20 protein-coding genes are annotated in these 18,818 nt (G+C 38.1%); 9 read left to right on the top strand and 11 right to left on the bottom strand.

Annotation, left to right across the window (positions count from 1 at the left end):
* Positions 1 to 10: 10 nt before the first annotated feature.
* The 3 genes from ACESNQ_RS01500 to coaB are packed head-to-tail and all read right to left on the bottom strand — an operon-like array spanning position 11 to position 1,810.
* Positions 11 to 574, bottom strand: a complete 564-nt coding sequence (locus ACESNQ_RS01500; protein WP_373074459.1) for an ECF transporter S component — start codon at positions 572 to 574, stop codon at positions 11 to 13.
* A complete protein-coding gene (gene coaC / locus ACESNQ_RS01495) occupies positions 558 to 1,109 on the bottom strand; it encodes a phosphopantothenoylcysteine decarboxylase (protein ID WP_223338509.1) in 552 nt (183 codons plus the stop codon). Before coaC ends, ACESNQ_RS01500 begins: the two co-directional genes overlap by 17 nt.
* 14 nt (positions 1,110 to 1,123) lie before the next feature.
* The gene (gene coaB / locus ACESNQ_RS01490) at positions 1,124 to 1,810 is read right to left on the bottom strand and encodes a phosphopantothenate--cysteine ligase (protein WP_373074457.1); all 687 of its coding nucleotides are present in this window, start codon (positions 1,808 to 1,810) and stop codon (positions 1,124 to 1,126) included.
* Positions 1,811 to 2,043: 233 nt separating this feature from the next.
* On the opposite strand from coaB, the gene ACESNQ_RS01485 reads away from it, so the two are divergent.
* The gene (locus ACESNQ_RS01485) at positions 2,044 to 3,714 is read left to right on the top strand and encodes a formate--tetrahydrofolate ligase (RefSeq protein ID WP_373074455.1); all 1,671 of its coding nucleotides are present in this window, start codon (positions 2,044 to 2,046) and stop codon (positions 3,712 to 3,714) included.
* 84 nt (positions 3,715 to 3,798) lie between these two features.
* On the opposite strand, the gene lysS is transcribed toward ACESNQ_RS01485, so the two are convergent.
* The 5 genes from lysS to ACESNQ_RS01460 form a co-directional block, all read right to left on the bottom strand.
* Positions 3,799 to 5,289: a lysine--tRNA ligase gene (lysS, locus tag ACESNQ_RS01480; protein WP_373074453.1), complete on the bottom strand. Its 1,491-nt coding sequence runs from the start codon at positions 5,287 to 5,289 to the stop codon at positions 3,799 to 3,801.
* Between the two features lie 135 nt (positions 5,290 to 5,424).
* Positions 5,425 to 6,048, bottom strand: coding sequence for a histidine phosphatase family protein (locus ACESNQ_RS01475; RefSeq protein ID WP_373074451.1), 624 nt, complete (start codon positions 6,046 to 6,048; stop codon positions 5,425 to 5,427).
* Entirely contained in the window at positions 6,045 to 6,530 is a 486-nt protein-coding gene (locus ACESNQ_RS01470) for an aminoacyl-tRNA deacylase (RefSeq protein WP_373074449.1), read from the bottom strand. The genes ACESNQ_RS01475 and ACESNQ_RS01470 overlap by 4 nt, the downstream gene beginning before the upstream one ends.
* Positions 6,530 to 7,372 carry a DUF368 domain-containing protein gene (locus ACESNQ_RS01465; protein WP_074324115.1) on the bottom strand — a complete coding sequence of 281 codons (843 nt, stop codon included), beginning with the start codon at positions 7,370 to 7,372 and terminating at the stop codon, positions 6,530 to 6,532. The genes ACESNQ_RS01470 and ACESNQ_RS01465 overlap by 1 nt, the downstream gene beginning before the upstream one ends.
* Positions 7,373 to 7,478: 106 nt before the next feature.
* A complete protein-coding gene (locus tag ACESNQ_RS01460) occupies positions 7,479 to 8,267 on the bottom strand; it encodes a glycoside hydrolase family 25 protein (RefSeq protein ID WP_373074710.1) in 789 nt (262 codons plus the stop codon).
* 168 nt (positions 8,268 to 8,435) lie between these two features.
* Between ACESNQ_RS01460 and glmU the strand changes: the two genes are divergently transcribed.
* The 8 genes from glmU to ACESNQ_RS01420 all read left to right on the top strand — a co-directional run bounded on the left by glmU (position 8,436) and on the right by ACESNQ_RS01420 (position 15,882).
* Positions 8,436 to 9,815 (top strand): bifunctional UDP-N-acetylglucosamine diphosphorylase/glucosamine-1-phosphate N-acetyltransferase GlmU, encoded by a 1,380-nt coding sequence (gene glmU / locus ACESNQ_RS01455; protein ID WP_373074447.1) that lies wholly within the window; start codon positions 8,436 to 8,438, stop codon positions 9,813 to 9,815.
* Positions 9,816 to 9,824: 9 nt separating this feature from the next.
* Positions 9,825 to 10,370: an NUDIX hydrolase gene (locus ACESNQ_RS01450; RefSeq protein ID WP_254724168.1), complete on the top strand. Its 546-nt coding sequence runs from the start codon at positions 9,825 to 9,827 to the stop codon at positions 10,368 to 10,370.
* An 11-nt stretch (positions 10,371 to 10,381) separates the two neighbouring features.
* Positions 10,382 to 10,693, top strand: coding sequence for a cell wall synthase accessory phosphoprotein MacP (macP, locus tag ACESNQ_RS01445; protein ID WP_006151759.1), 312 nt, complete (start codon positions 10,382 to 10,384; stop codon positions 10,691 to 10,693).
* Between the two features lie 10 nt (positions 10,694 to 10,703).
* Positions 10,704 to 11,399 carry a 5'-methylthioadenosine/adenosylhomocysteine nucleosidase gene (locus ACESNQ_RS01440; protein WP_373074444.1) on the top strand — a complete coding sequence of 232 codons (696 nt, stop codon included), beginning with the start codon at positions 10,704 to 10,706 and terminating at the stop codon, positions 11,397 to 11,399.
* Positions 11,400 to 11,520: 121 nt separating this feature from the next.
* Complete coding sequence (gene pcrA, locus ACESNQ_RS01435; protein WP_373074442.1) at positions 11,521 to 13,809, top strand: DNA helicase PcrA; 2,289 nt, start codon at positions 11,521 to 11,523, stop codon at positions 13,807 to 13,809.
* A gap of 130 nt (positions 13,810 to 13,939) precedes the next feature.
* The gene (locus ACESNQ_RS01430) at positions 13,940 to 14,200 is read left to right on the top strand and encodes a SemiSWEET family transporter (protein ID WP_045763891.1); all 261 of its coding nucleotides are present in this window, start codon (positions 13,940 to 13,942) and stop codon (positions 14,198 to 14,200) included.
* A 105-nt stretch (positions 14,201 to 14,305) separates the two neighbouring features.
* Positions 14,306 to 15,007 (top strand): response regulator transcription factor, encoded by a 702-nt coding sequence (locus ACESNQ_RS01425; protein ID WP_373074439.1) that lies wholly within the window; start codon positions 14,306 to 14,308, stop codon positions 15,005 to 15,007.
* On the top strand, positions 15,004 to 15,882 hold the full coding sequence (locus ACESNQ_RS01420; protein ID WP_373074437.1) for a sensor histidine kinase: 879 nt from the start codon (positions 15,004 to 15,006) through the stop codon (positions 15,880 to 15,882). Before ACESNQ_RS01425 ends, ACESNQ_RS01420 begins: the two co-directional genes overlap by 4 nt.
* Positions 15,883 to 15,921: 39 nt before the next feature.
* On the opposite strand, the gene ACESNQ_RS01415 is transcribed toward ACESNQ_RS01420, so the two are convergent.
* From ACESNQ_RS01415 to ACESNQ_RS01405, 3 genes are all read right to left on the bottom strand, one after another.
* Positions 15,922 to 16,683: an ABC transporter permease gene (locus ACESNQ_RS01415; RefSeq protein WP_004253669.1), complete on the bottom strand. Its 762-nt coding sequence runs from the start codon at positions 16,681 to 16,683 to the stop codon at positions 15,922 to 15,924.
* Between the two features lie 10 nt (positions 16,684 to 16,693).
* On the bottom strand, positions 16,694 to 17,602 hold the full coding sequence (locus ACESNQ_RS01410; protein WP_373074435.1) for an ABC transporter ATP-binding protein: 909 nt from the start codon (positions 17,600 to 17,602) through the stop codon (positions 16,694 to 16,696).
* A 269-nt stretch (positions 17,603 to 17,871) separates the two neighbouring features.
* On the bottom strand, positions 17,872 to 18,681 hold the full coding sequence (locus ACESNQ_RS01405; protein WP_373074433.1) for a Cof-type HAD-IIB family hydrolase: 810 nt from the start codon (positions 18,679 to 18,681) through the stop codon (positions 17,872 to 17,874).
* Between the last annotated feature and the right edge of the window lie 137 nt (positions 18,682 to 18,818).

Raw genomic sequence — 18,818 nt, 5'->3', positions numbered from 1 at the left:
AGGCTTTTTTTTATTGTTTAATTTTTTCTAGTCTTGGAACAATGAGAGCAGTTAAAACAGCCGAGATAATTAATTCTGCGATTGAATTTGTTGAGATAACAGTCGCTAATAGTTTTTGAATATTTCCATCAAAAACATTACCAAAGAGAAAGAAGATACCGCCTAAGACAAAAACTGTATTCGTGAGTGAACCAAGCGCACCTGCAAAGATGAGTCCAGCTCTTCCCTTTAGTAGTTTATAGACGAAATAAGGGGTCAAACCGATTAAGATACGAGGAACAATTGCGATAACAACTGAATAAAAGTTACCATTTGGTACAAATGGTGAGAAGAGATAGCTTGTTGGCAGGATTGTGAGAGTATTAACCGTTAGGCTAAGCATTCCCATCAGAAAACCTAAGGTTGCACCGATTCTTGGTCCGTAGATAATACTTGCAATAATTACTGGAATGTGAACGATAGTTGGTTTGATTGGAAAGGGAAGTACATTAAATAAAATTGAGCTTAGTAAATGAATAACAATCATAATAGCAAAAAAGATAGCGATTGGAGCAATATTAGAGCGTTTGTTCATGAATTTTATCCTTTATTTCTTGTAAAATAGTTTTGAGATCAGCGAGAGCACCACGACCTGTATCCCCACAGGCCAGTAGAGAATCTTTAGGAGAAATAATTGTGTAACCATAATCTTCTAAAGTTTTAAGATTAGCTTGGGTCGCAGGGTGGTCATACATCTTTGTGTTCATAGCTGGAGCCAATAGTTTAGGTACAAAGTGTGGCAAAGCAAGAGCAGTAGCAGTCACCATATTGTCAGCAAAACCGTGAGCTAATTTAGCGATTGTATTGGCTGTCGCAGGAACTACGATAAATAAATCTGTTTCTTTTCCTATTTGAATGTGATTCACTTGATCTGGAAAAGGTTCGTGCATGACATCGAGATGTACAGTATTTTGAGATAGTACTTGTAAAGTTAATGGCTGAATGAATTCTGTTGCTGACTGAGTCATAAGAACAGTAACAGAATGCCCCTGTTTTTTTAAAGAACTAACTAGGTCAACTGTCTTGTATGCAGCAATAGATCCGGTAATAGCGAGTGTAATACGGGCCATAAAATTCCTTTCTTTTAGTCATAACTTTTGATTTTCTCGAGGAGTAAATCAGCAATTTCATGTTTACTCATAGCAGTTTGGAAAGAATTTTTTTCAACTAAGTAAGCCTTATGTTGCTCGCTACTAATCTGAGTAAGGTCGTTTGCGACAATTAAATCAGCCTGGTTCTTTTCAAGACTTTCCCGAGCAATTTGAATCAGATGTTCCTGGCTGACATCAACCAGTAATTTAAATCCAATCAGGTGAATGTTAGGATTCCATTCTTTAACAAGAGATATGATTTTTGGATTCTTCTTAAGAAATAGAACCTGAACGTCTTCCTTAGATGAGATTTTTGTTTCCTGATTTTTCATATCTAAAAACTCTGTTAAATCTTGACTAGCTTCAACCTCATTAAAACCAGCCATATAGACAGGAGTGTAATCCGATACAGCCATAGAATGGATTAAGACCTGGTAATCCGTAACCTTATCTTTTATGACTTGCAGCAAATCAGCAGTATTTTTAATTTCGATGATGGTCAAGTTTGGCTGACTTACTGGCTTAACTGCTTGAAGAGTGGTAATCAAACAAACTTCATGACCAGCCTTTAGAAGAGTTTCGGTGATAATTTTTCCAAGTTTACCGGAAGAGTGATTGGTAATAGAACGAACTCTATCAATTTTTTCACTTGTACCACCAGAAGTAACTAAAATTTTCATAGAACTATTGTACAAAAAAATGAGCATTAAGTAAAATGAAAGCGATGTAACAAGGGCCAAAAATAGGATGTTAATCCATAGTTAAAATCTATAAAGGCATATAAAAATTTAAATAGATATAAAGAAAGTCTGTTATTTAGCGATATTCACGAACGTTACCAATCATAATGACTGTTAAAAATCTTGTTTTATGATATAATGAATTAACACATTAGAGGCTAGAGGAGTTTTTTATGAAAACAGATATTGAAATTGCACAGAGTATTGAGTTAAAACCGATCGTTGATGTTGTTGAGAAACTCGGTATTTCATACGATGATTTGGAGTTGTATGGAAAGTACAAGGCTAAACTAAGCTTTGATAAAATTCGTGAAGTTGAAACCAATCCAGTTGGTAAGTTGATTCTTGTTACAGCTATCAACCCAACACCTGCTGGTGAAGGAAAGTCAACCATTACCATTGGTCTTGCTGATGCTTTGAACAAGATTGGTAAGAAAACTATGATTGCCATCCGCGAACCTTCTCTTGGCCCTGTTATGGGGATTAAAGGTGGAGCTGCTGGGGGTGGTTATGCCCAAGTGTTACCAATGGAAGATATCAACCTTCACTTTACTGGTGATATGCACGCTATCACAACTGCAAACAATGCTCTCTCTGCCTTGATTGACAATCACTTGCACCAAGGAAATGATCTAGGAATCGATCAACGTCGTATTCTCTGGAAACGTGTTGTTGACTTGAATGACCGTGCTCTTCGTCACGTAACTGTTGGTCTTGGTGGTCCACTTAATGGAATTCCACGTGAAGATGGTTTTGATATCACAGTTGCTTCAGAGATCATGGCTATCCTTTGCTTGGCAACTGATATTGAAGATTTGAAACGTCGTTTGGCTAATATCGTCATCGGCTACCGTTATGACCGCACACCAGTTTCAGTTGGTGATTTACAGGTTGAGGGTGCCTTGGCATTGATTTTGAAAGATGCTATTAAACCCAACTTGGTTCAAACAATCTATGGTACACCTGCATTCGTACACGGTGGCCCATTTGCCAATATTGCTCACGGATGTAACTCTGTATTGGCTACAAAAACAGCTCTTCGTTTAGCTGATTATACTGTAACAGAAGCTGGCTTTGGTGCAGACCTTGGTGCAGAGAAGTTCCTGGATATCAAGACTCCAAACTTGCCAACAGCCCCAAGTGCAGTAGTCATTGTAGCGACTCTTCGTGCCCTTAAAATGAATGGTGGAGTTGCTAAAGATGCTCTGACAGAGGAAAATGTGGAAGCAGTACGTGCTGGATTTGCAAACTTGAAACGCCACGTTGAGAATATCCGTAAGTTCGGTATTCCAGCGGTTGTTGCTATCAATGAATTTGTTTCTGATACAGAAGCGGAAATCGCAGCCTTGAAAGAACTATGTGCTTCAATCGATGTACCAGTCGAATTAGCGAGCGTATGGGCCGATGGAGCTGAAGGAGGAGTTTCTCTAGCTGAAACTCTCGTAAAAACAATCGACGAAAACCCAGCAAACTACACACGTCTCTATGACAACGACCTTTCTGTTCAAGAAAAAATTGAAAAGATTGTGACTGAAATATACCGTGGTAGCAAAGTAAACTTCGAGAAGAAAGCTCAAACTCAAATCGCACAAATTGTACAAAATGGTTGGGATAAATTGCCAATCTGTATGGCTAAAACTCAATACAGTTTCTCAGATAACCCTAACGCTCTTGGAGCACCTGAAAACTTTGAAATTACTATTCGTGAATTGGTACCAAAACTTGGTGCAGGCTTCATCGTTGCTCTTACTGGTGATGTTATGACTATGCCTGGTCTTCCTAAACGACCAGCGGCCCTCAATATGGATGTTGAAAGCGATGGTACTGTCCTTGGTTTATTCTAAATAAACAGAAAAAGAGACAACCTTATAATTGAGGTTGTCTTTTGTGTTCTTAAAACTCCTAGAAAAATTCTAGGAGTTTAATGTTTATTTCATAGTTGGGAAAAGAAGTACGTCACGGATAGTAGTTGTATCAGTAAGTAACATGCAGAGACGGTCGATACCGATTCCCAAACCACCCGTTGGTGGCATACCATATTCAAGGGCTTCAATGTAGTCATAGTCGATACCAGTCGCTTCATCGTCACCAAGTTCTTTTGCTTTAGCTTGGGCTTCAAATCGGCTAAGCTGATCGATTGGATCGTTGAGCTCAGTGAAAGCATTTCCGTATTCTTTGGTCATGATAAAGAGTTCGAAACGGTCAGTAAAGCGTTCGTCTTCAGGGTTCTTCTTAGCAAGTGGAGATACTGCTACTGGATGTCCATAGACAAAGGTTGGTTGAATCAATGTTTCTTCAACAAATTCTTCAAAGAAAGCATTGATAATGTGACCTACTTCAGTATAGTGTTTCTCAACTGGAACTTTCTTGTCAGCAGCGATGGCTTTAGCTTCTTCGAAGGTCATGTCTTGCCAGAAATCTACCCCTGTAATTTCCTTTATGGCATCCACCATGTGTACACGTTTAAATGGTTCGTTAAGTTTTATCTCAGTTCCTTGATAGATAACTGGAGCGTCGCCTTTAACAGCTTTTGCAACGTGTTGAATAATGCCTTCAGTCAAGTCCATGATATCTTGGAAGTCTGCATAAGCTTGGTAAACCTCGATAGAAGTGAACTCAGGGTTGTGTGTAGCATCCATACCTTCGTTACGGAAGATACGACCAATCTCATAGACGCGTTCCATACCACCGACGATAAGTCGTTTTAAGTGAAGCTCAGTCGCGATACGAAGCACCATGTCAATGTTTTGTGCATTGTGGTGAGTGATAAACGGACGAGCAGCAGCACCACCAGCTTCATTGTGAAGAACAGGTGTTTCAACTTCTAGGAAACCTTTTTGATCAAGATAACGACGAATTTCAGAGATGATTTTTGAGCGAGTAACAAAGCGTTCAAAGCTTTCACGGTTTGAAATCAAATCAAGGTAACGTTTACGGTAAATAGTTTCAACGTCTGTTAAACCGTGGAATTTTTCTGGAAGCGGACGAAGGGCTTTAGACAAGTGAGTGATGTGTGTAGCCTTAATTGAGAGCTCTCCCATATCAGTACGCATAACTTCACCTTCGACCCCAAGGAAGTCTCCTAGGTCAGCCTTTTTGAAGATTTCGTAGTTTTCTTCACCAACTTCATCTTTACGAACGTAGATTTGGATTTGACCTTCACGGTCTTGAAGGTGAGCAAAACCAACTTTCCCTTTTCCACGTTTTGTTACTAAACGCCCAGCGATAGTAGCAGTTTCATTTAGTTCGTGTAGTTGTTCTTTATCTAGCTCAGCAAATTTATCTTTTAGTTCTTGAGAGTTGGCAGTACGTTCAAAACGTTTACCGAAAGGATCAATTCCTTGTTCACGAAGCGCAGCCATTTTTTCGCGGCGAACGATCTGTTGGTCATTCAATTCTTCCATGTGTTCTATTGACATGAGTTCCTCCTAATTTTAATCGAAATTTGAAATAATAAATTAATTTTTCACGATACTCCATTTTATCATAAATAGTCAAGAAATTCACGGATATTCTATAAAAACTGAAAAGAACTTGATTGTTAATATCAAGTTCTATATTTTTTGATAAGAAGTATCGTTCCAAGTCTTTAGAGTAAATGTTTCAAAGTCATCAGTTTCTATAATTGTTAGACTTGCATTAGCCAAACCTCCGTCTTTACGAAGCAGAGCTTCCTGATAGCCTATAAGCGTTCGAAGACTTGCAGTAAGGTTTGCTCCATGACCAACAAGTAATAGGTGTTCTGCCTTAGAGTTTTTTAAGGATTTGATAAATTGGATGGTGCGCTGAGTTGTAGTGTAGAGTGATTCGGCTTCAAACATGCGTGTATCAAACTTAGCTAAGTTTGTTTTAAAAGCTTGAATTTGCTGAGGGTAGATAGCATTTAAAGTCGCAATTTTTAGACCTTCCAGTTTACCGAGGTGCCATTCTCTGAGTTCAGGAACACTTTCTAAAGGACATGGATTTGTCAGCTGACTTTGGATAATTTCAGCTGATTTTACTGCTCTTGGTAAATCACTCGAATAGATCTTGTCAAAAGGGATATCTTTAAGATATTGACCGAGTTCCTCTAAGGTATCAATGGATTCAGGAAGAAGTGGTGAATCTCCGCCAGCCCCTTGAAAACGACCTTCTAGATTCCAGACTGTTCGACCGTGACGGACAAAGTAAAGTTTCATGAGTTACTTTCCTCCAAGATATCGACAAATCTAGCTTTTACAAAGTTTGCCAGATCTTTAGGTGCGATGATGATACTGTGTCCGAGCTCGCCAGCAGAGACAATCAATTTTTCCAATTCTAAGGCTGTTTCATCAATAAAAATAGGGTAGTTGTGTTTTTGACGGATACCTACAGGGTTATTAGCTCCATGGATATATCCAGTCGTTTTTTCTAAATCCTTTTGAGGAATCATGGCCACTTTTTTATTTCCAGAAATCTTTGCTAATTTCTTTTCAGAAAGGTGTTCGGTGATAGGGACAATTCCTATTACCGGACCAGTTTTATCACCCAATAATGCTAAGGTCTTAAAGATATGATTTCTATTATAACCAGAAGGAAGTTCTCCTTCTAAAGCATTGATTTGAATGCCTTGATGGTCAACACCTGCCTTAGTTAAAATTTGCTCAACTAAGGTCTTTTTTACTTTAACTTTCTTAGCCATTATTTGTATTTATCCTCCAACTGACTCATCCAAATACCTAACCAAATGCCAAGAGCGAAAAAGAAGGCAACAATCACATAAGACACAAGAGATAAACCACTGTAGTTAATGCTTTCAGCATTACCCGCATTTGGAATCAATATCAAGAGTGTACTTGAAAGAACGATTGCAATGATGAAGTGATAAACACGAGAGTGATACTCTCGAAGAGCGTAGTCCATCAATTTTGAAAAAATAATAAGAGTAGCAGCAGCTCCAATTCCAATCGGAAGGAAGGTACCAAATAAATCAAAAGTTTTAAATCCAGTTAACATCGGGGTATAGAGACCTAAAATCAAGAGAAGATTTGAGGGACTTAATCCTGGAACTAAAATACCTAGGGCAAGAAGAGCACCAGCTAGGATAAAACTTGTGAAACTTGCGTTTAGTGAACCAACTACAAAGTTTAAAGCGTAAAGACCAATTCCAGAAACAATAAAGGTCACCCAAAACCAGATAAGATCGACTTTGTCTCTTTCTGAATCTTGTGTAGCCTCTTTTACAAGACTTGGGACTGTACCAATAATAGCACCCGCAAAACTCCATAAAACATAAACTTGATAATGCTCTAGTAAGTACTCAATTGGATAAGAAAATAGCCCAATACCTAGTAACATACCGATAGCAACAGGTAAGAAATAAAGAATATCTTCTTTTAGGTTTTTAAATGGATGGGCAAGAAAACGAATCATTCTCTCATAGATACCCAAAATAGCTGCCAAGACTCCACCAGAAATACCAGGCAAGATAAATCCTAGTGCAATAACAATTCCTTTAATCATTTTTGAAATCCAAGATAACATAAACTCTCTCCATATTTATTCTCTAAAATTCTCTTCTTGTATTATATCACAAAGTAAGAGAAATAAAAAAAGCAAGCAGAAGTAATATCTTGCTTGCTGAATGAAATTAAGGTTTTAAAAATAGTTTTCTAAACGTCTCTTCCTTATCTTTTGACAAAGAAATAAGATTTAAGTCTAGATGGTGTTCAAATCCAACCAGTTTACCCTTTGAGGTGTATTGATGAAGATCAAAGTCAAGGTCTGTATTTGGTGAACTTTCAAAGTAGCCCGAATCAGGTCCGTAGGAAGGAATCCAAATAGCTGAAAACTTATCTGTGCTGATGCTATGCTCTTCCATGAAGTAAACTCCGATGTAAATACCGATGTTTTTAGCACCTAGAGATTCTAGTTTAGCACGGAAAGCTTCAACCCCTTTATTCATGTCTGACATGGTTTTTTCTTCGACATCTAACCAATAGTAACTTGGATTGTATGGGGAAGCTGAATTGTAGAATGCTTCAGCAGCCTTTTCCATATCCTCTACACTTTTTCCAGATACATATGCATATACAGCAACTGGAACATTTCTCTTTTGAAACTCAGCGATATGACTTTTATAAGCTTTATCTGTTCCATTCGTATAAGATGCATCGTTCTCAGTAGTAATCTGGTTTCCTCCGTGGACTCGAACAATAGCACCAGAGATATTTTTAGATAAAATATCATAGTTAATCTCTGACGGTCGTTGCCAACCAGAGATATCGATGATAGGCTTATCCAAGTTATGTAGAGCTTGTGTTTCTATTTGAACTGGATTTTGTTTGGTTTTTACAGGATGTTCTTCGAATCGTGGACGATTGAGAATCAAGAGTCCTATAAAAGCAGCAAATATAATAACTATAAAAGCTGGACGAATTTTTTTCTCATACTCCTATAGTTTATCGTAATTTGTGAAAAAAATCAAAAAATTTACTCAAAACGGAGTAGTGACAGTCATTAGCGTTATGTTGAGGTTAACAAATTTGTGTATCGTGAAGTAAATTGTGGTATAATAATAAAGAATTTCTATAGAAAAGAGAAAAATATGACAAATTATGCAATTATTTTAGCAGCGGGTAAAGGTACCCGTATGAAATCAGATCTACCTAAAGTTATGCACAAGGTTGCAGGAATTTCAATGCTTGAGCATGTTTTTCGTAGCGTGGGCGCAATTAATCCCGAAAAAACAGTTACTGTAATCGGGCATAAGGCTGAACTTGTAGAGCAAGTTTTAGCAGGACAGACTGATTTTGTGAGACAAACTGAGCAATTAGGTACTGGTCATGCGGTTATGATGGCCGAACCAATTCTTGAGGGTCTTTCTGGACAAACATTGGTTATTGCAGGTGATACACCATTAATCACGGGTGAAAGTTTGAAAAACTTGATTGATTTTCATGTGAATCACAAGAACGTAGCCACTATCCTTACCGCAGAAGCTGAAGATCCATTTGGTTATGGACGTATTGTTCGCAATGATAATGCTGAAGTACTAAGAATTGTTGAACAAAAAGATGCGACTGATTTTGAAAAGCAAATCAAAGAAATCAATACAGGAACTTATGTTTTTGATAATGCTCGTCTCTTTGAAGCTCTTAAAAACATCAATACCAACAACGCTCAAGGCGAATACTATATTACAGACGTGATTGGTATTTTCCGTGAAGCTGGTGAAAAAGTCGGAGCCTATACTCTTAAAGACTTTGATGAAAGCCTCGGGGTCAATGACCGTGTAGCACTTTCTACAGCAGAAGCTGTTATGCGTCGTCGTATTAACCAAGCTCACATGGTTAATGGCGTTAGTTTTGTAAATCCAGAAGCGACTTATATTGATATTGATGTTGAAATTGCTCCAGATGTACAAATTGAAGCTAATGTAACCCTCAAAGGTTCTAGTAAGATTGGTGCTGAGACTATTTTGACGAATGGAACTTATATTGTCGATAGTACTATCGGTTCAGGTGCAGTGATTACCAACTCTATGATTGAGGAGAGCACAGTTGCTGATGGTGTTACAGTCGGACCTTACGCTCATATTCGTCCAGGTTCTAGCCTAGCAAAAGATGTTCATATTGGAAACTTTGTTGAGGTGAAAGGTTCTAGCATTGGAGAAAATACAAAAGCTGGTCATTTGACATACATTGGTAACTGTGAAGTTGGCAGTGACGTCAACTTTGGTGCTGGTACTATAACAGTGAACTATGATGGGAAAAATAAATTCAAGACAGTCATTGGCAACAATGTCTTTGTTGGTTCTAATTCAACCATCATTGCTCCTGTTGAACTAGGAGATAACTCTCTTGTTGGCGCAGGTTCAACCATTACTAAAGACGTGCCTGCTGATGCAATTGCCATCGGTCGTGGCCGCCAAGTTAACAAAGACGAATATGCAACTCATCTCCCTCACCATCCTAAAAACAAATAGGAGCTAACCATGGAATTTGAAGAGAAAACACTCAGCCGTAGAGAAATCTATAAAGGTCCTATTTTCCAATTGGTACAAGACCAGGTTGAACTTCCTAATGGAAAAGGAACAGCTCAACGTGATTTGATTTTCCATAATGGTGCAGTATGTGTTCTTGCAGTTACTCCAGAAAATAAGATTGTTCTAGTCAAGCAATATCGCAAGGCGATTGAAAAAGTTTCTGTTGAAATTCCTGCAGGAAAACTAGAAATTGGAGAAAATGCTGATCCTGAAGCGGCAGCTCTTCGCGAATTGGAAGAAGAAGCTGCCTACACTGGAAAACTAACTCTTTTGTATGATTTCTATTCTGCTATTGGTTTCTGTAATGAGCGATTAAAACTTTATTTGGCAAGTGATTTGACAAAGGTTAAAAATCCACGTCCACAGGATGAAGATGAAACTTTGGAGTTACTTGAAGTTAGTCTTGAAGAAGCTAAACAACTGATCCAGTCTGGTGATATCTGTGATGCCAAGACTATCATGGCTATCCAGTACTGGGAATTACAAGAAAAATAGGGGAGGAACCTATGGGAAAACCTTTATTAACAGACGAAATAATCGAGCGTGCAAATCGTGGTGAAGATATCTCTGGTCCTACTTTAGTAGACGATCAAGAAACAAAGATATTATCGACTTCATCTCAACATTATAGAGCTTCACGTTCAAGTGACCATGGTTTTAGTCAAGATACCCTAACGATTGATGTTGAACCACAAATCCATAAAAGTCGTCGAATTGAAAATACTAAGAGAAATGTTTTTAACTCAAAACTGAATAAGATTCTATTTGCTGTTATTCTTCTCTTGATTTTGCTAGTTTTAGCAATGAGATTTATTTAAGGGGAATGTCATGAAAATTGGAATTATAGCAGCTATGCCAGAAGAGCTAGTTTTTCTGATTCAACATTTAGAAAACGCTCAAGAAGAGACGGTATTAGGAAATAAGTATCATACGGGTATAATTGGGTCAGTCGAGCTTGTCTTGGTCGAGAGTGGAATTGGTAAAGTCATGTCTGCTATGAGTGTAGCAATCCTAGCTAACCACTTTAAAGTAGATGCTGTTATCAACACTGGTTCAGCTGGAGCTTTGGCAGAAGGAATCGAAGTTGGAGATGTAGTGATTGCTGATAATCTAGCTTATCATGATGTTGATGTGACTGCTTTTGGTTATGAATACGGTCAGATGGCCCAACAACCACTCTATTTCGAAACTGACAAGAAGTTTGTCAATTTGATTCAAGAGAGTTTGTCTAAACTTAACCAAAAATGGCATCTAGGTTTGATTGCGACCGGTGATAGTTTTATTGCGGGTGAAGATAAGATTAAAGCTATAAAAGAACATTTTCCTCAGGTGCTTGCGGTTGAGATGGAAGGAGCGGCTATCGCTCAAGCAGCTCACGCGCTTAATCTACCTTTCTTAGTTGTTCGTGCCATGAGTGATAATGCTAACCACGAAGCTTCTATTTCATTTGATGAATTTATCGTAGAAGCAGGACGCAGATCGGCTCAAGCCTTGTTGACACTTTTACAATCTATTCATGATTAATATAAAAAGAACACTTGTTAGTGTTCTTTTTTTAGGAAAAAAGGAAGCCTGTCTCTGATAGAGTTATTTTCAGTCTTTTTTGATATAATAGAAACATTGATTTGTAGAATAGGAAGAGAAAATGAACCCTTTATTAAACGGTATGAATAACCGACAAGCTGAAGCGGTCCAAACAACAGAAGGTCCACTGCTGATCATGGCGGGGGCTGGTTCTGGTAAGACACGAGTTTTGACCCATCGTATTGCCTACTTAATTGATGAAAAGATGGTTAATCCCTGGAATATTTTAGCCATTACCTTTACCAATAAGGCTGCTCGTGAAATGAAAGAACGTGCCTATGGGCTCAATCCAGCTACACAGGACTGTTTGATAGCGACCTTTCACTCTATGTGCGTTCGTATCCTACGTCGTGATGCGGATCATATTGGTTACAATCGTAACTTTACCATTATCGATCCAGGTGAGCAGCGTACACTGATGAAACGCATTCTCAAGCAATTAAACTTGGATCCTAAAAAGTGGAATGAACGCTCTATTTTAGGGACCATTTCTAATGCTAAGAATGATCTGATTGACGATGTTGCTTATGCTGCACAAGCAGGAGATTTATATACAAATATTGTCGCTAAGTGTTATGAGGCCTATCAAAAGGAACTCCGTCAATCTGAGTCAGTTGACTTTGATGATTTGATTATGTTGACCTTGCGTCTCTTTGATCAAAATCCTGATGTCTTAACTTACTATCAGCAAAAGTTCCAATATATCCATGTCGATGAGTACCAAGATACCAACCATGCCCAGTATCAACTCGTCAAACTGTTGGCTTCTCGCTTTAAAAATATCTGTGTTGTTGGGGATGCAGACCAGTCTATCTACGGATGGCGTGGTGCTGATATGCAGAATATCTTGGATTTTGAGAAGGATTATCCTCAAGCCAAGGTTGTCTTATTGGAGGAAAACTATCGCTCAACCAAAACCATTCTCCAAGCAGCTAATGACGTTATTAAAAACAATAAAAATCGCCGTCCTAAGAATCTATGGACTCAAAATGCGGATGGGGAACAAATTGTCTACTATCGTGCCAATGACGAACAAGATGAGGCTGTTTTTGTAGCCAAAACCATCGATGAACTTGGTCGAAGTCAAAACTTCCTACATAAAGACTTTGCAGTCCTTTACCGTACCAATGCCCAGTCACGTACTATTGAGGAAGCTCTGCTCAAGTCTAATATTCCTTATACCATGGTTGGTGGAACGAAATTCTACAGCCGTAAGGAAATTCGTGATATCATTGCTTATCTCAATCTCATTGCCAACCTAAGTGATAATATCAGTTTTGAGCGTATCATCAATGAACCAAAGCGTGGAATTGGCCCAGGTACTGTTGAGAAGATTCGTGATTTTGCTAATTTGCAAGAAATGTCCATGCTGGATGCTTCAGCCAATATCATGTTATCAGGAATTAAGGGTAAGGCAGCCCAGTCGATCTGGGACTTTGCCAATATGATTCTGGATTTGAGGGAGAAACTGGACCAATTAACCATTACAGAGTTGGTTGAGGCTGTCCTTGCAAAAACAGGTTACGTCGATATTCTAAATGCACAAGCAACATTGGAGAGTAAAGCTCGGGTCGAAAATATCGAGGAATTCTTATCTGTTACCAAAAACTTCGATGACAATCCTGAAAGTCAAGAAGAGGAAACAGGACTAGATAAACTCAGTCGTTTCTTAAATGACCTTGCCTTGATTGCAGATACTGACTCTGGTAGTCAGGAGACGTCAGAAGTAACCTTAATGACCTTACACGCTGCCAAAGGACTTGAATTCCCAGTTGTCTTTATTATCGGTATGGAGGAGAATGTCTTTCCTCTTAGTCGTGCCTCTGAAGATCCAGATGAGTTAGAAGAAGAACGTCGTTTGGCCTATGTAGGAATCACACGCGCCGAGAAAATTCTCTATCTAACCAACGCCAACTCTCGCTTGCTTTTCGGACGTACAAGTTACAATCGTCCGACCCGTTTTATCAACGAGATTAGTTCAGATTTGTTGACCTATCAAGGTTTGTCTCGTCCAGCTAATACAAGTTTTAAAGCATCTTACAGTAGTGGTAGTACTACATTTGGTCAAGGAATGAGTCTGGCACAGGCACTTCAAGAACGAAAACGGAATACTGCGCCTACATCTATCCAATCAAGTGGTTTACCATTTGGACAATTTGCATCTACTAGTAAATCGTCTTCCAGTCAAACTAGCTGGTCTATCGGTGATATTGCCCTTCATAAAAAATGGGGTGAAGGGACTGTCCTTGAAGTATCAGGTAGTGGAGCTACCCAGGAACTAAAAATCAACTTCCCAGAAGTCGGTTTGAAAAAACTTTTGGCTAGTGTAGCACCGATTGAGAAGAAGTAAGTTATCTAAATGAATAAGATTCCCTTATCACAAGATTGTGATAGTTTACAAGTTTTTAACAAATAGCTTTTTAAACTTCACTATCTTAAAAAATAGTGTATAATTGAGACTGTTTTTGAAAGGAGAAAAAATGACTGAAAAACAAATGAAAACTTTAGGTTGGATTGCAACCTTTATGTCTGTAATGATGTATGTCTCTTATATTCCTCAAATTATGAATAACCTTGCTGGTCAAAAAGGGAATTTTATCCAACCAGCAGTAGCTGCACTTAACTGCAGTCTTTGGGTTTACTACGGTCTCTTTAAAAAAGAACGTGATATTCCTTTGGCAGCAGCTAATGCACCAGGTATCGTTTTTGGACTTATTACCGCATTGACAGCTTTAATTTAATATAGCTAATGAACTCTTCTTCGTATTTAACCATGAAGGAGAGTTTTTCTTTATCCGAAATTCCTAAAAAAACATGATATAATACTATTAGAAAGGTTGGTGTTTATGGCTAGAATACTTATCGTTGAAGATAATAATGAGATTCAAGAAATTTTGAGAACTCTTCTTTCTGAGGAGCATGAGGTGATTCAGGCTTTTTCTGGTACTGAAGGAATGATACGATTTGAACAAGGTGACATTGATCTAATCTTGTTAGATATTATGCTTCCAGGAAAAAATGGCGATCAGGTTTTAAAAGCCATTAGACACGATAGTTCAGTTCCTGTCATCATGCTAACTGCCCTAAGCGATAAAAAGCTCATCAGCCAATATCTCTTAGATGGTGCTAATGATTATATTGTAAAGCCTTTTGATTTGGATGAAGTTTTTGCTAGGGTTACGGTACAATTACGTCAAAAAAGTGACAGGCAAGCAGCTGAAATCGAACATCCTGACAAATTGATTCAACAGTTAAAAAATATTCAATTTGATGCAGATAGTTTTGAAATCAAAAATAGCCAGGAAACTATTCGCCTAGCTAAGAAAGAATGCTTGATTCTCCAAACCTTGCTGAGACATCCTAAGAAAATTTTCACGAAAGAAGAACTCTATGAATTGGTCTGGGAGGATACTTATTTACCAGGCGACAATACTCTCAACACTCATTTAAGTAATCTCCGTAAAAAATTAAGCCAACTAGATCCAGAGCAAGAGTATATTGAAACTATCTGGGGAGTTGGTGTTCGGTTAAAAGGAGATGAGCAATGATCTATATTTTACTTTCTTTGCTACTGCTGGTTATTATCCTATTGACGATAGGGTTGATTCGCTATCATCTAGCACTCGTAAACTTGAGCCAACAAATTGAGGACAAGATTCTGACTGGAAGTATGAAGAGAATCGGAGTGTCAACTTTCTCCAAGGATTTTTTACATCTTTACCAGCAAATCAATCATCTCTTTCAAGAAGTTGAGCAGTCACGCTTGATTATGAAGCGAGAGAAGCAGACTTTAGACATGGCTATTAGCAATATTGCACACGATATTCGAACACCTTTAACGATTGCGTCAGGTTATACTCAGCAATTGCTTAAAACAGAAAATCCTGAGTCTGAGAGTTTGAAAAAAATTTCCCATCATCTCAATCAAGTTTCAAAACGGCTAGAGGCTCTTTTGGACTATCGTCGGTTAATGGAAGGAGCAGTTAAACCTGACTTATCTGAGTTAGAAATCTCGACATTTATGACACAAAAATTACTAACCTATTATGATTCTTTTCAGACGGCAAAGATTGACCTAGATTTACAAATTGAACCTGGTTTGTATTTACTGACAGACTCGGATTTATTAGAGCGTATCTTGCAAAATCTCATTGGCAATGTTCTAAAACATGGTAAGGATGAAGCGAGATTTTCTCTGAAGGAAGTGGACAATCATATCTGTTTGGAAATTGCTAATCTGGTTAAACAACCGATTCGTAAAATTGAAAATCTCAGTCAACGATTTTACTCTGAAAACCTCTCAGATACAGAAGAATCCTCTGGTTTAGGTCTTTATATTACAGAAGAATTATCCCATCTACTTGGTGCAGAACTACAACTAAGTACAGATGGTTCTTGGTTTGCAGTTAGAGTTCTCTTTTAAAGCAAAGAACCTCCTCTTTTTGAATAGAGGAGGTTGTTTTTATAGGCTTTTCTTCTTGAAAATTATCAGTCCACTGAAAGAGAAGAAAAGTATGACCGTTACGCAAACCGTTATGGTATAGAGAATAGCTTGACTATTAGTAGTCATGGCATAGGCAACATTCAAGGATAAATAGCGTAAAATCTCGATATCTGGAAAGATAAGCATCGGCGTTGAAAGCAAGGTAGAGCTGATTAAATAGCCAATGAAAACAGCCAAATAAGAATGAGTCACATAGAGAATGAAGGAAACAATAGATAGCCAAGCTAGAAGGCAGAGAAATTGAAGAGAAATTGTTAGAAGGAGATTGCCAATAAATCCTTCTGGCATCGTACCAAGACCGTTTAGGATAGTCGCTGGTACGAAAGCAATAACTAGGCTAACAAGAATTTGCATTAGAGCGATACTTGCTAATACTACAAATTTAGCTAGGAAGAATTCTGTGCGAGAAACACCCACTGTCAAACTGTTTTTATAGAGTTTTCCGATAAGATCAACTCCTAGAACTAAGCAAGCAAGGATAATACAGAGGAAAACCAGGTTTGAGCTATTGCTAGAGGTGTTAATAAGGGCTTGTATACCATCCCATCCCTTGCTAGGTAGTTCGCTTTCCACGTTTGTACTTGTACTGACCGATATGAACTTGCCTGTAGCTCCGAAAGTAGCTCCCATTAACATGAGTGCAAAGAGAACGAGCTCTGTAATCCAAAAACCTTTGGAACGGAAAAGACGGTAAAAGTCTGCTTGAATTGTATGTATCATGGTTTTCCTCCTATTTTACTAATTGTGTGAAGTATTCTTCAAGATTTTGACGAGCATAGTAAATCTCATCCACGTCAACATCTGCTAGAGTAAGTTCTTTGAGAATGCGTTTGACATCTTGTTCATGACTAAAAATATGAATCTCATTATCTGAATTAACAACTTTAAATTCAAGATGCACTTTGTCTTTTAAGATTTGACTAGCTTTTTCTTTGTCACTTGTTTTTAGAACGATATAGTCTTCATTAAGTGTCTCAAATTCGGCCTTACTGATTTCTCGAATGATTTTCCCTTGGTCTAAAATTCCAAAACGATTGGCAACCAGATAGAGTTCTGACAAGATATGACTAGAGATGAGAATTGTTATTCCTAATTCTTGATTCAGACGTTGAATCATTTGACGAAATTCTTGAATACCGATTGGGTCAAGTCCATTGATAGGTTCATCAAGGATGAGAAAGTCTGGTTTTGATAGGAGGGCAATAGCAATGCCTAGGCGTTGTTTCATTCCAAGAGAGAAATCTCGAAAAACTTTTCTACCTGTATCTGTTAACCCCACATACTTTAATGTTTCCTGAATGACTTGATCAGCATTTGGGATATGTCGAATAGTACAATAATATCTTAGATTTTGATAGGCTGTTAAATGATTGTGAGCTACTGGGGATTCAATGACTGAACCTACTCGAGATAGGGCTTTTGTGCACTCCTTATACCCTTGACTAGAAAAGAGGGAAATAGTTCCATGGTCAGCAGATAATAATTGGGTAATGATTTTAATCAGAGTTGTTTTACCAGCACCATTTTTTCCGATAAGTCCATAGACATCTCCTTCTTTAACTGAGAGACTTAGATCTTGTAAAATGGGTTGTTTGCCAAATTGTTTGGACAAGCCATGGATTTCGAGGACTGTTTTCATAGTTTTCTCCTTTAACCTTTAATACTCAATGAAAAACAAAGAGCAAACTAGGAAGCGAGCCGCAGGCTGTACTTGAGTACGGCAAGGCGAAGCTGACGTGGTTTGAATTTGATTTTCGAAGAGTATAAGATGTTTTATTTTTATAACTCTAGTATAAAGCATAGATATCAAAGAATCGTCAAGCATTTCTAAAGAGTTTCTAAAGTTTTTAAATTTTAAAAAAATAAAAGCCCAGTTGGCTAGAAATACTAGTTGACTGGGCTTATTTTCTATAAAATATATTTTTCAATAGCGCGTGCAACACCATTTTCTTCATTGCTGGCAGTTACGGCATCAGCGAGAGATTTTACGTGGTCGCTGGCATTTTCCATGGCAATACCCAGCCCAGCAAACTCTAACATCTCAATGTCGTTATTGGCATCACCCATAGCCATGATTTCAGAAGGTTGGATATCTAAAATCTCAGCCAAACGAGAAAGAGCAGAAGCCTTGTTTGTACCGAGTGGCATTGCTTCATAAATAACTGGTTGAGATCGAACACCGCTAAATCTCTGACAAAGTTCATCAGCAAATCGTTGTTCAAAGTCATCTGTCTGTTCTTTTGTCCCTAAAAACATTCCCTGGAACATACGATATTTACCACTAGTAGCTTCTTCAAGTGAGATTTCAGTCAGGTCAGAAAAGACAAGTGTAGCATCATATTCAACGATAGGATTTGGTTTACCTCCGAGTACGAAGTAGTGTTCCTCATCAAAGAGAGTCAACTGAACCTCACTCTTTTCAGCCAGGTCATTCAGGTATTCGATGTCTGATTTGATAAGTTCCCGCCAGTCAACAAGGCTCCAGTCACTGGTTTGGTGGGTAGAACAACCATTATTGACAATAACGTATTCATTTTGCAAATCAAGACCGAGTTTCTTGTAGTAGGGAAGAACTCCGAAGAGAGGACGACCAGTACAGAGAACTAGTTTGACGCCTTTGTCGATAGCCTTATGAATGGCATCAATATGAGCCTGAGGAATTTCCTTGGCTTCATTTAGTAGAGTTCCATCCATATCCAGAGCAAGTAGTTTAATCATAGTATTTCCTTTTCACGTGTTTTGCCTATATTATAGCATATTTTGAGGCAAATAAGTCTAAAGCTAAGTGAAATGCCATTTCTATTTAGGTTTTTAGTAGATAGATAACAAAAATATGATATACTAAATTAGTAATA

The sequence above is a fragment of the Streptococcus infantis genome (assembly GCF_964243025.1).
Lineage (GTDB): Bacteria > Bacillota > Bacilli > Lactobacillales > Streptococcaceae > Streptococcus > Streptococcus infantis_N.
Note: the sequence above shows the minus strand (reverse complement) of the source record. Positions and strands in the feature narration are given on the sequence as shown.

Coding starts and splice junctions, on each gene's coding strand:
- ACESNQ_RS01500 (WP_373074459.1), bottom strand. CDS start 574: ATGAACAAACGCTCTAATATTGCTCCAATCGCTATCTTTTTTGCTATT.
- coaC (WP_223338509.1), bottom strand. CDS start 1,109: ATGGCCCGTATTACACTCGCTATTACCGGATCTATTGCTGCATACAAG.
- coaB (WP_373074457.1), bottom strand. CDS start 1,810: ATGAAAATTTTAGTTACTTCTGGTGGTACAAGTGAAAAAATTGATAGA.
- ACESNQ_RS01485 (WP_373074455.1), top strand. CDS start 2,044: ATGAAAACAGATATTGAAATTGCACAGAGTATTGAGTTAAAACCGATC.
- lysS (WP_373074453.1), bottom strand. CDS start 5,289: ATGTCAATAGAACACATGGAAGAATTGAATGACCAACAGATCGTTCGC.
- ACESNQ_RS01475 (WP_373074451.1), bottom strand. CDS start 6,048: ATGAAACTTTACTTTGTCCGTCACGGTCGAACAGTCTGGAATCTAGAA.
- ACESNQ_RS01470 (WP_373074449.1), bottom strand. CDS start 6,530: ATGGCTAAGAAAGTTAAAGTAAAAAAGACCTTAGTTGAGCAAATTTTA.
- ACESNQ_RS01465 (WP_074324115.1), bottom strand. CDS start 7,372: ATGTTATCTTGGATTTCAAAAATGATTAAAGGAATTGTTATTGCACTA.
- glmU (WP_373074447.1), top strand. CDS start 8,436: ATGACAAATTATGCAATTATTTTAGCAGCGGGTAAAGGTACCCGTATG.
- ACESNQ_RS01450 (WP_254724168.1), top strand. CDS start 9,825: ATGGAATTTGAAGAGAAAACACTCAGCCGTAGAGAAATCTATAAAGGT.
- macP (WP_006151759.1), top strand. CDS start 10,382: ATGGGAAAACCTTTATTAACAGACGAAATAATCGAGCGTGCAAATCGT.
- ACESNQ_RS01440 (WP_373074444.1), top strand. CDS start 10,704: ATGAAAATTGGAATTATAGCAGCTATGCCAGAAGAGCTAGTTTTTCTG.
- pcrA (WP_373074442.1), top strand. CDS start 11,521: ATGAACCCTTTATTAAACGGTATGAATAACCGACAAGCTGAAGCGGTC.
- ACESNQ_RS01430 (WP_045763891.1), top strand. CDS start 13,940: ATGACTGAAAAACAAATGAAAACTTTAGGTTGGATTGCAACCTTTATG.
- ACESNQ_RS01425 (WP_373074439.1), top strand. CDS start 14,306: ATGGCTAGAATACTTATCGTTGAAGATAATAATGAGATTCAAGAAATT.
- ACESNQ_RS01420 (WP_373074437.1), top strand. CDS start 15,004: ATGATCTATATTTTACTTTCTTTGCTACTGCTGGTTATTATCCTATTG.
- ACESNQ_RS01415 (WP_004253669.1), bottom strand. CDS start 16,683: ATGATACATACAATTCAAGCAGACTTTTACCGTCTTTTCCGTTCCAAA.
- ACESNQ_RS01410 (WP_373074435.1), bottom strand. CDS start 17,602: ATGAAAACAGTCCTCGAAATCCATGGCTTGTCCAAACAATTTGGCAAA.
- ACESNQ_RS01405 (WP_373074433.1), bottom strand. CDS start 18,681: ATGATTAAACTACTTGCTCTGGATATGGATGGAACTCTACTAAATGAA.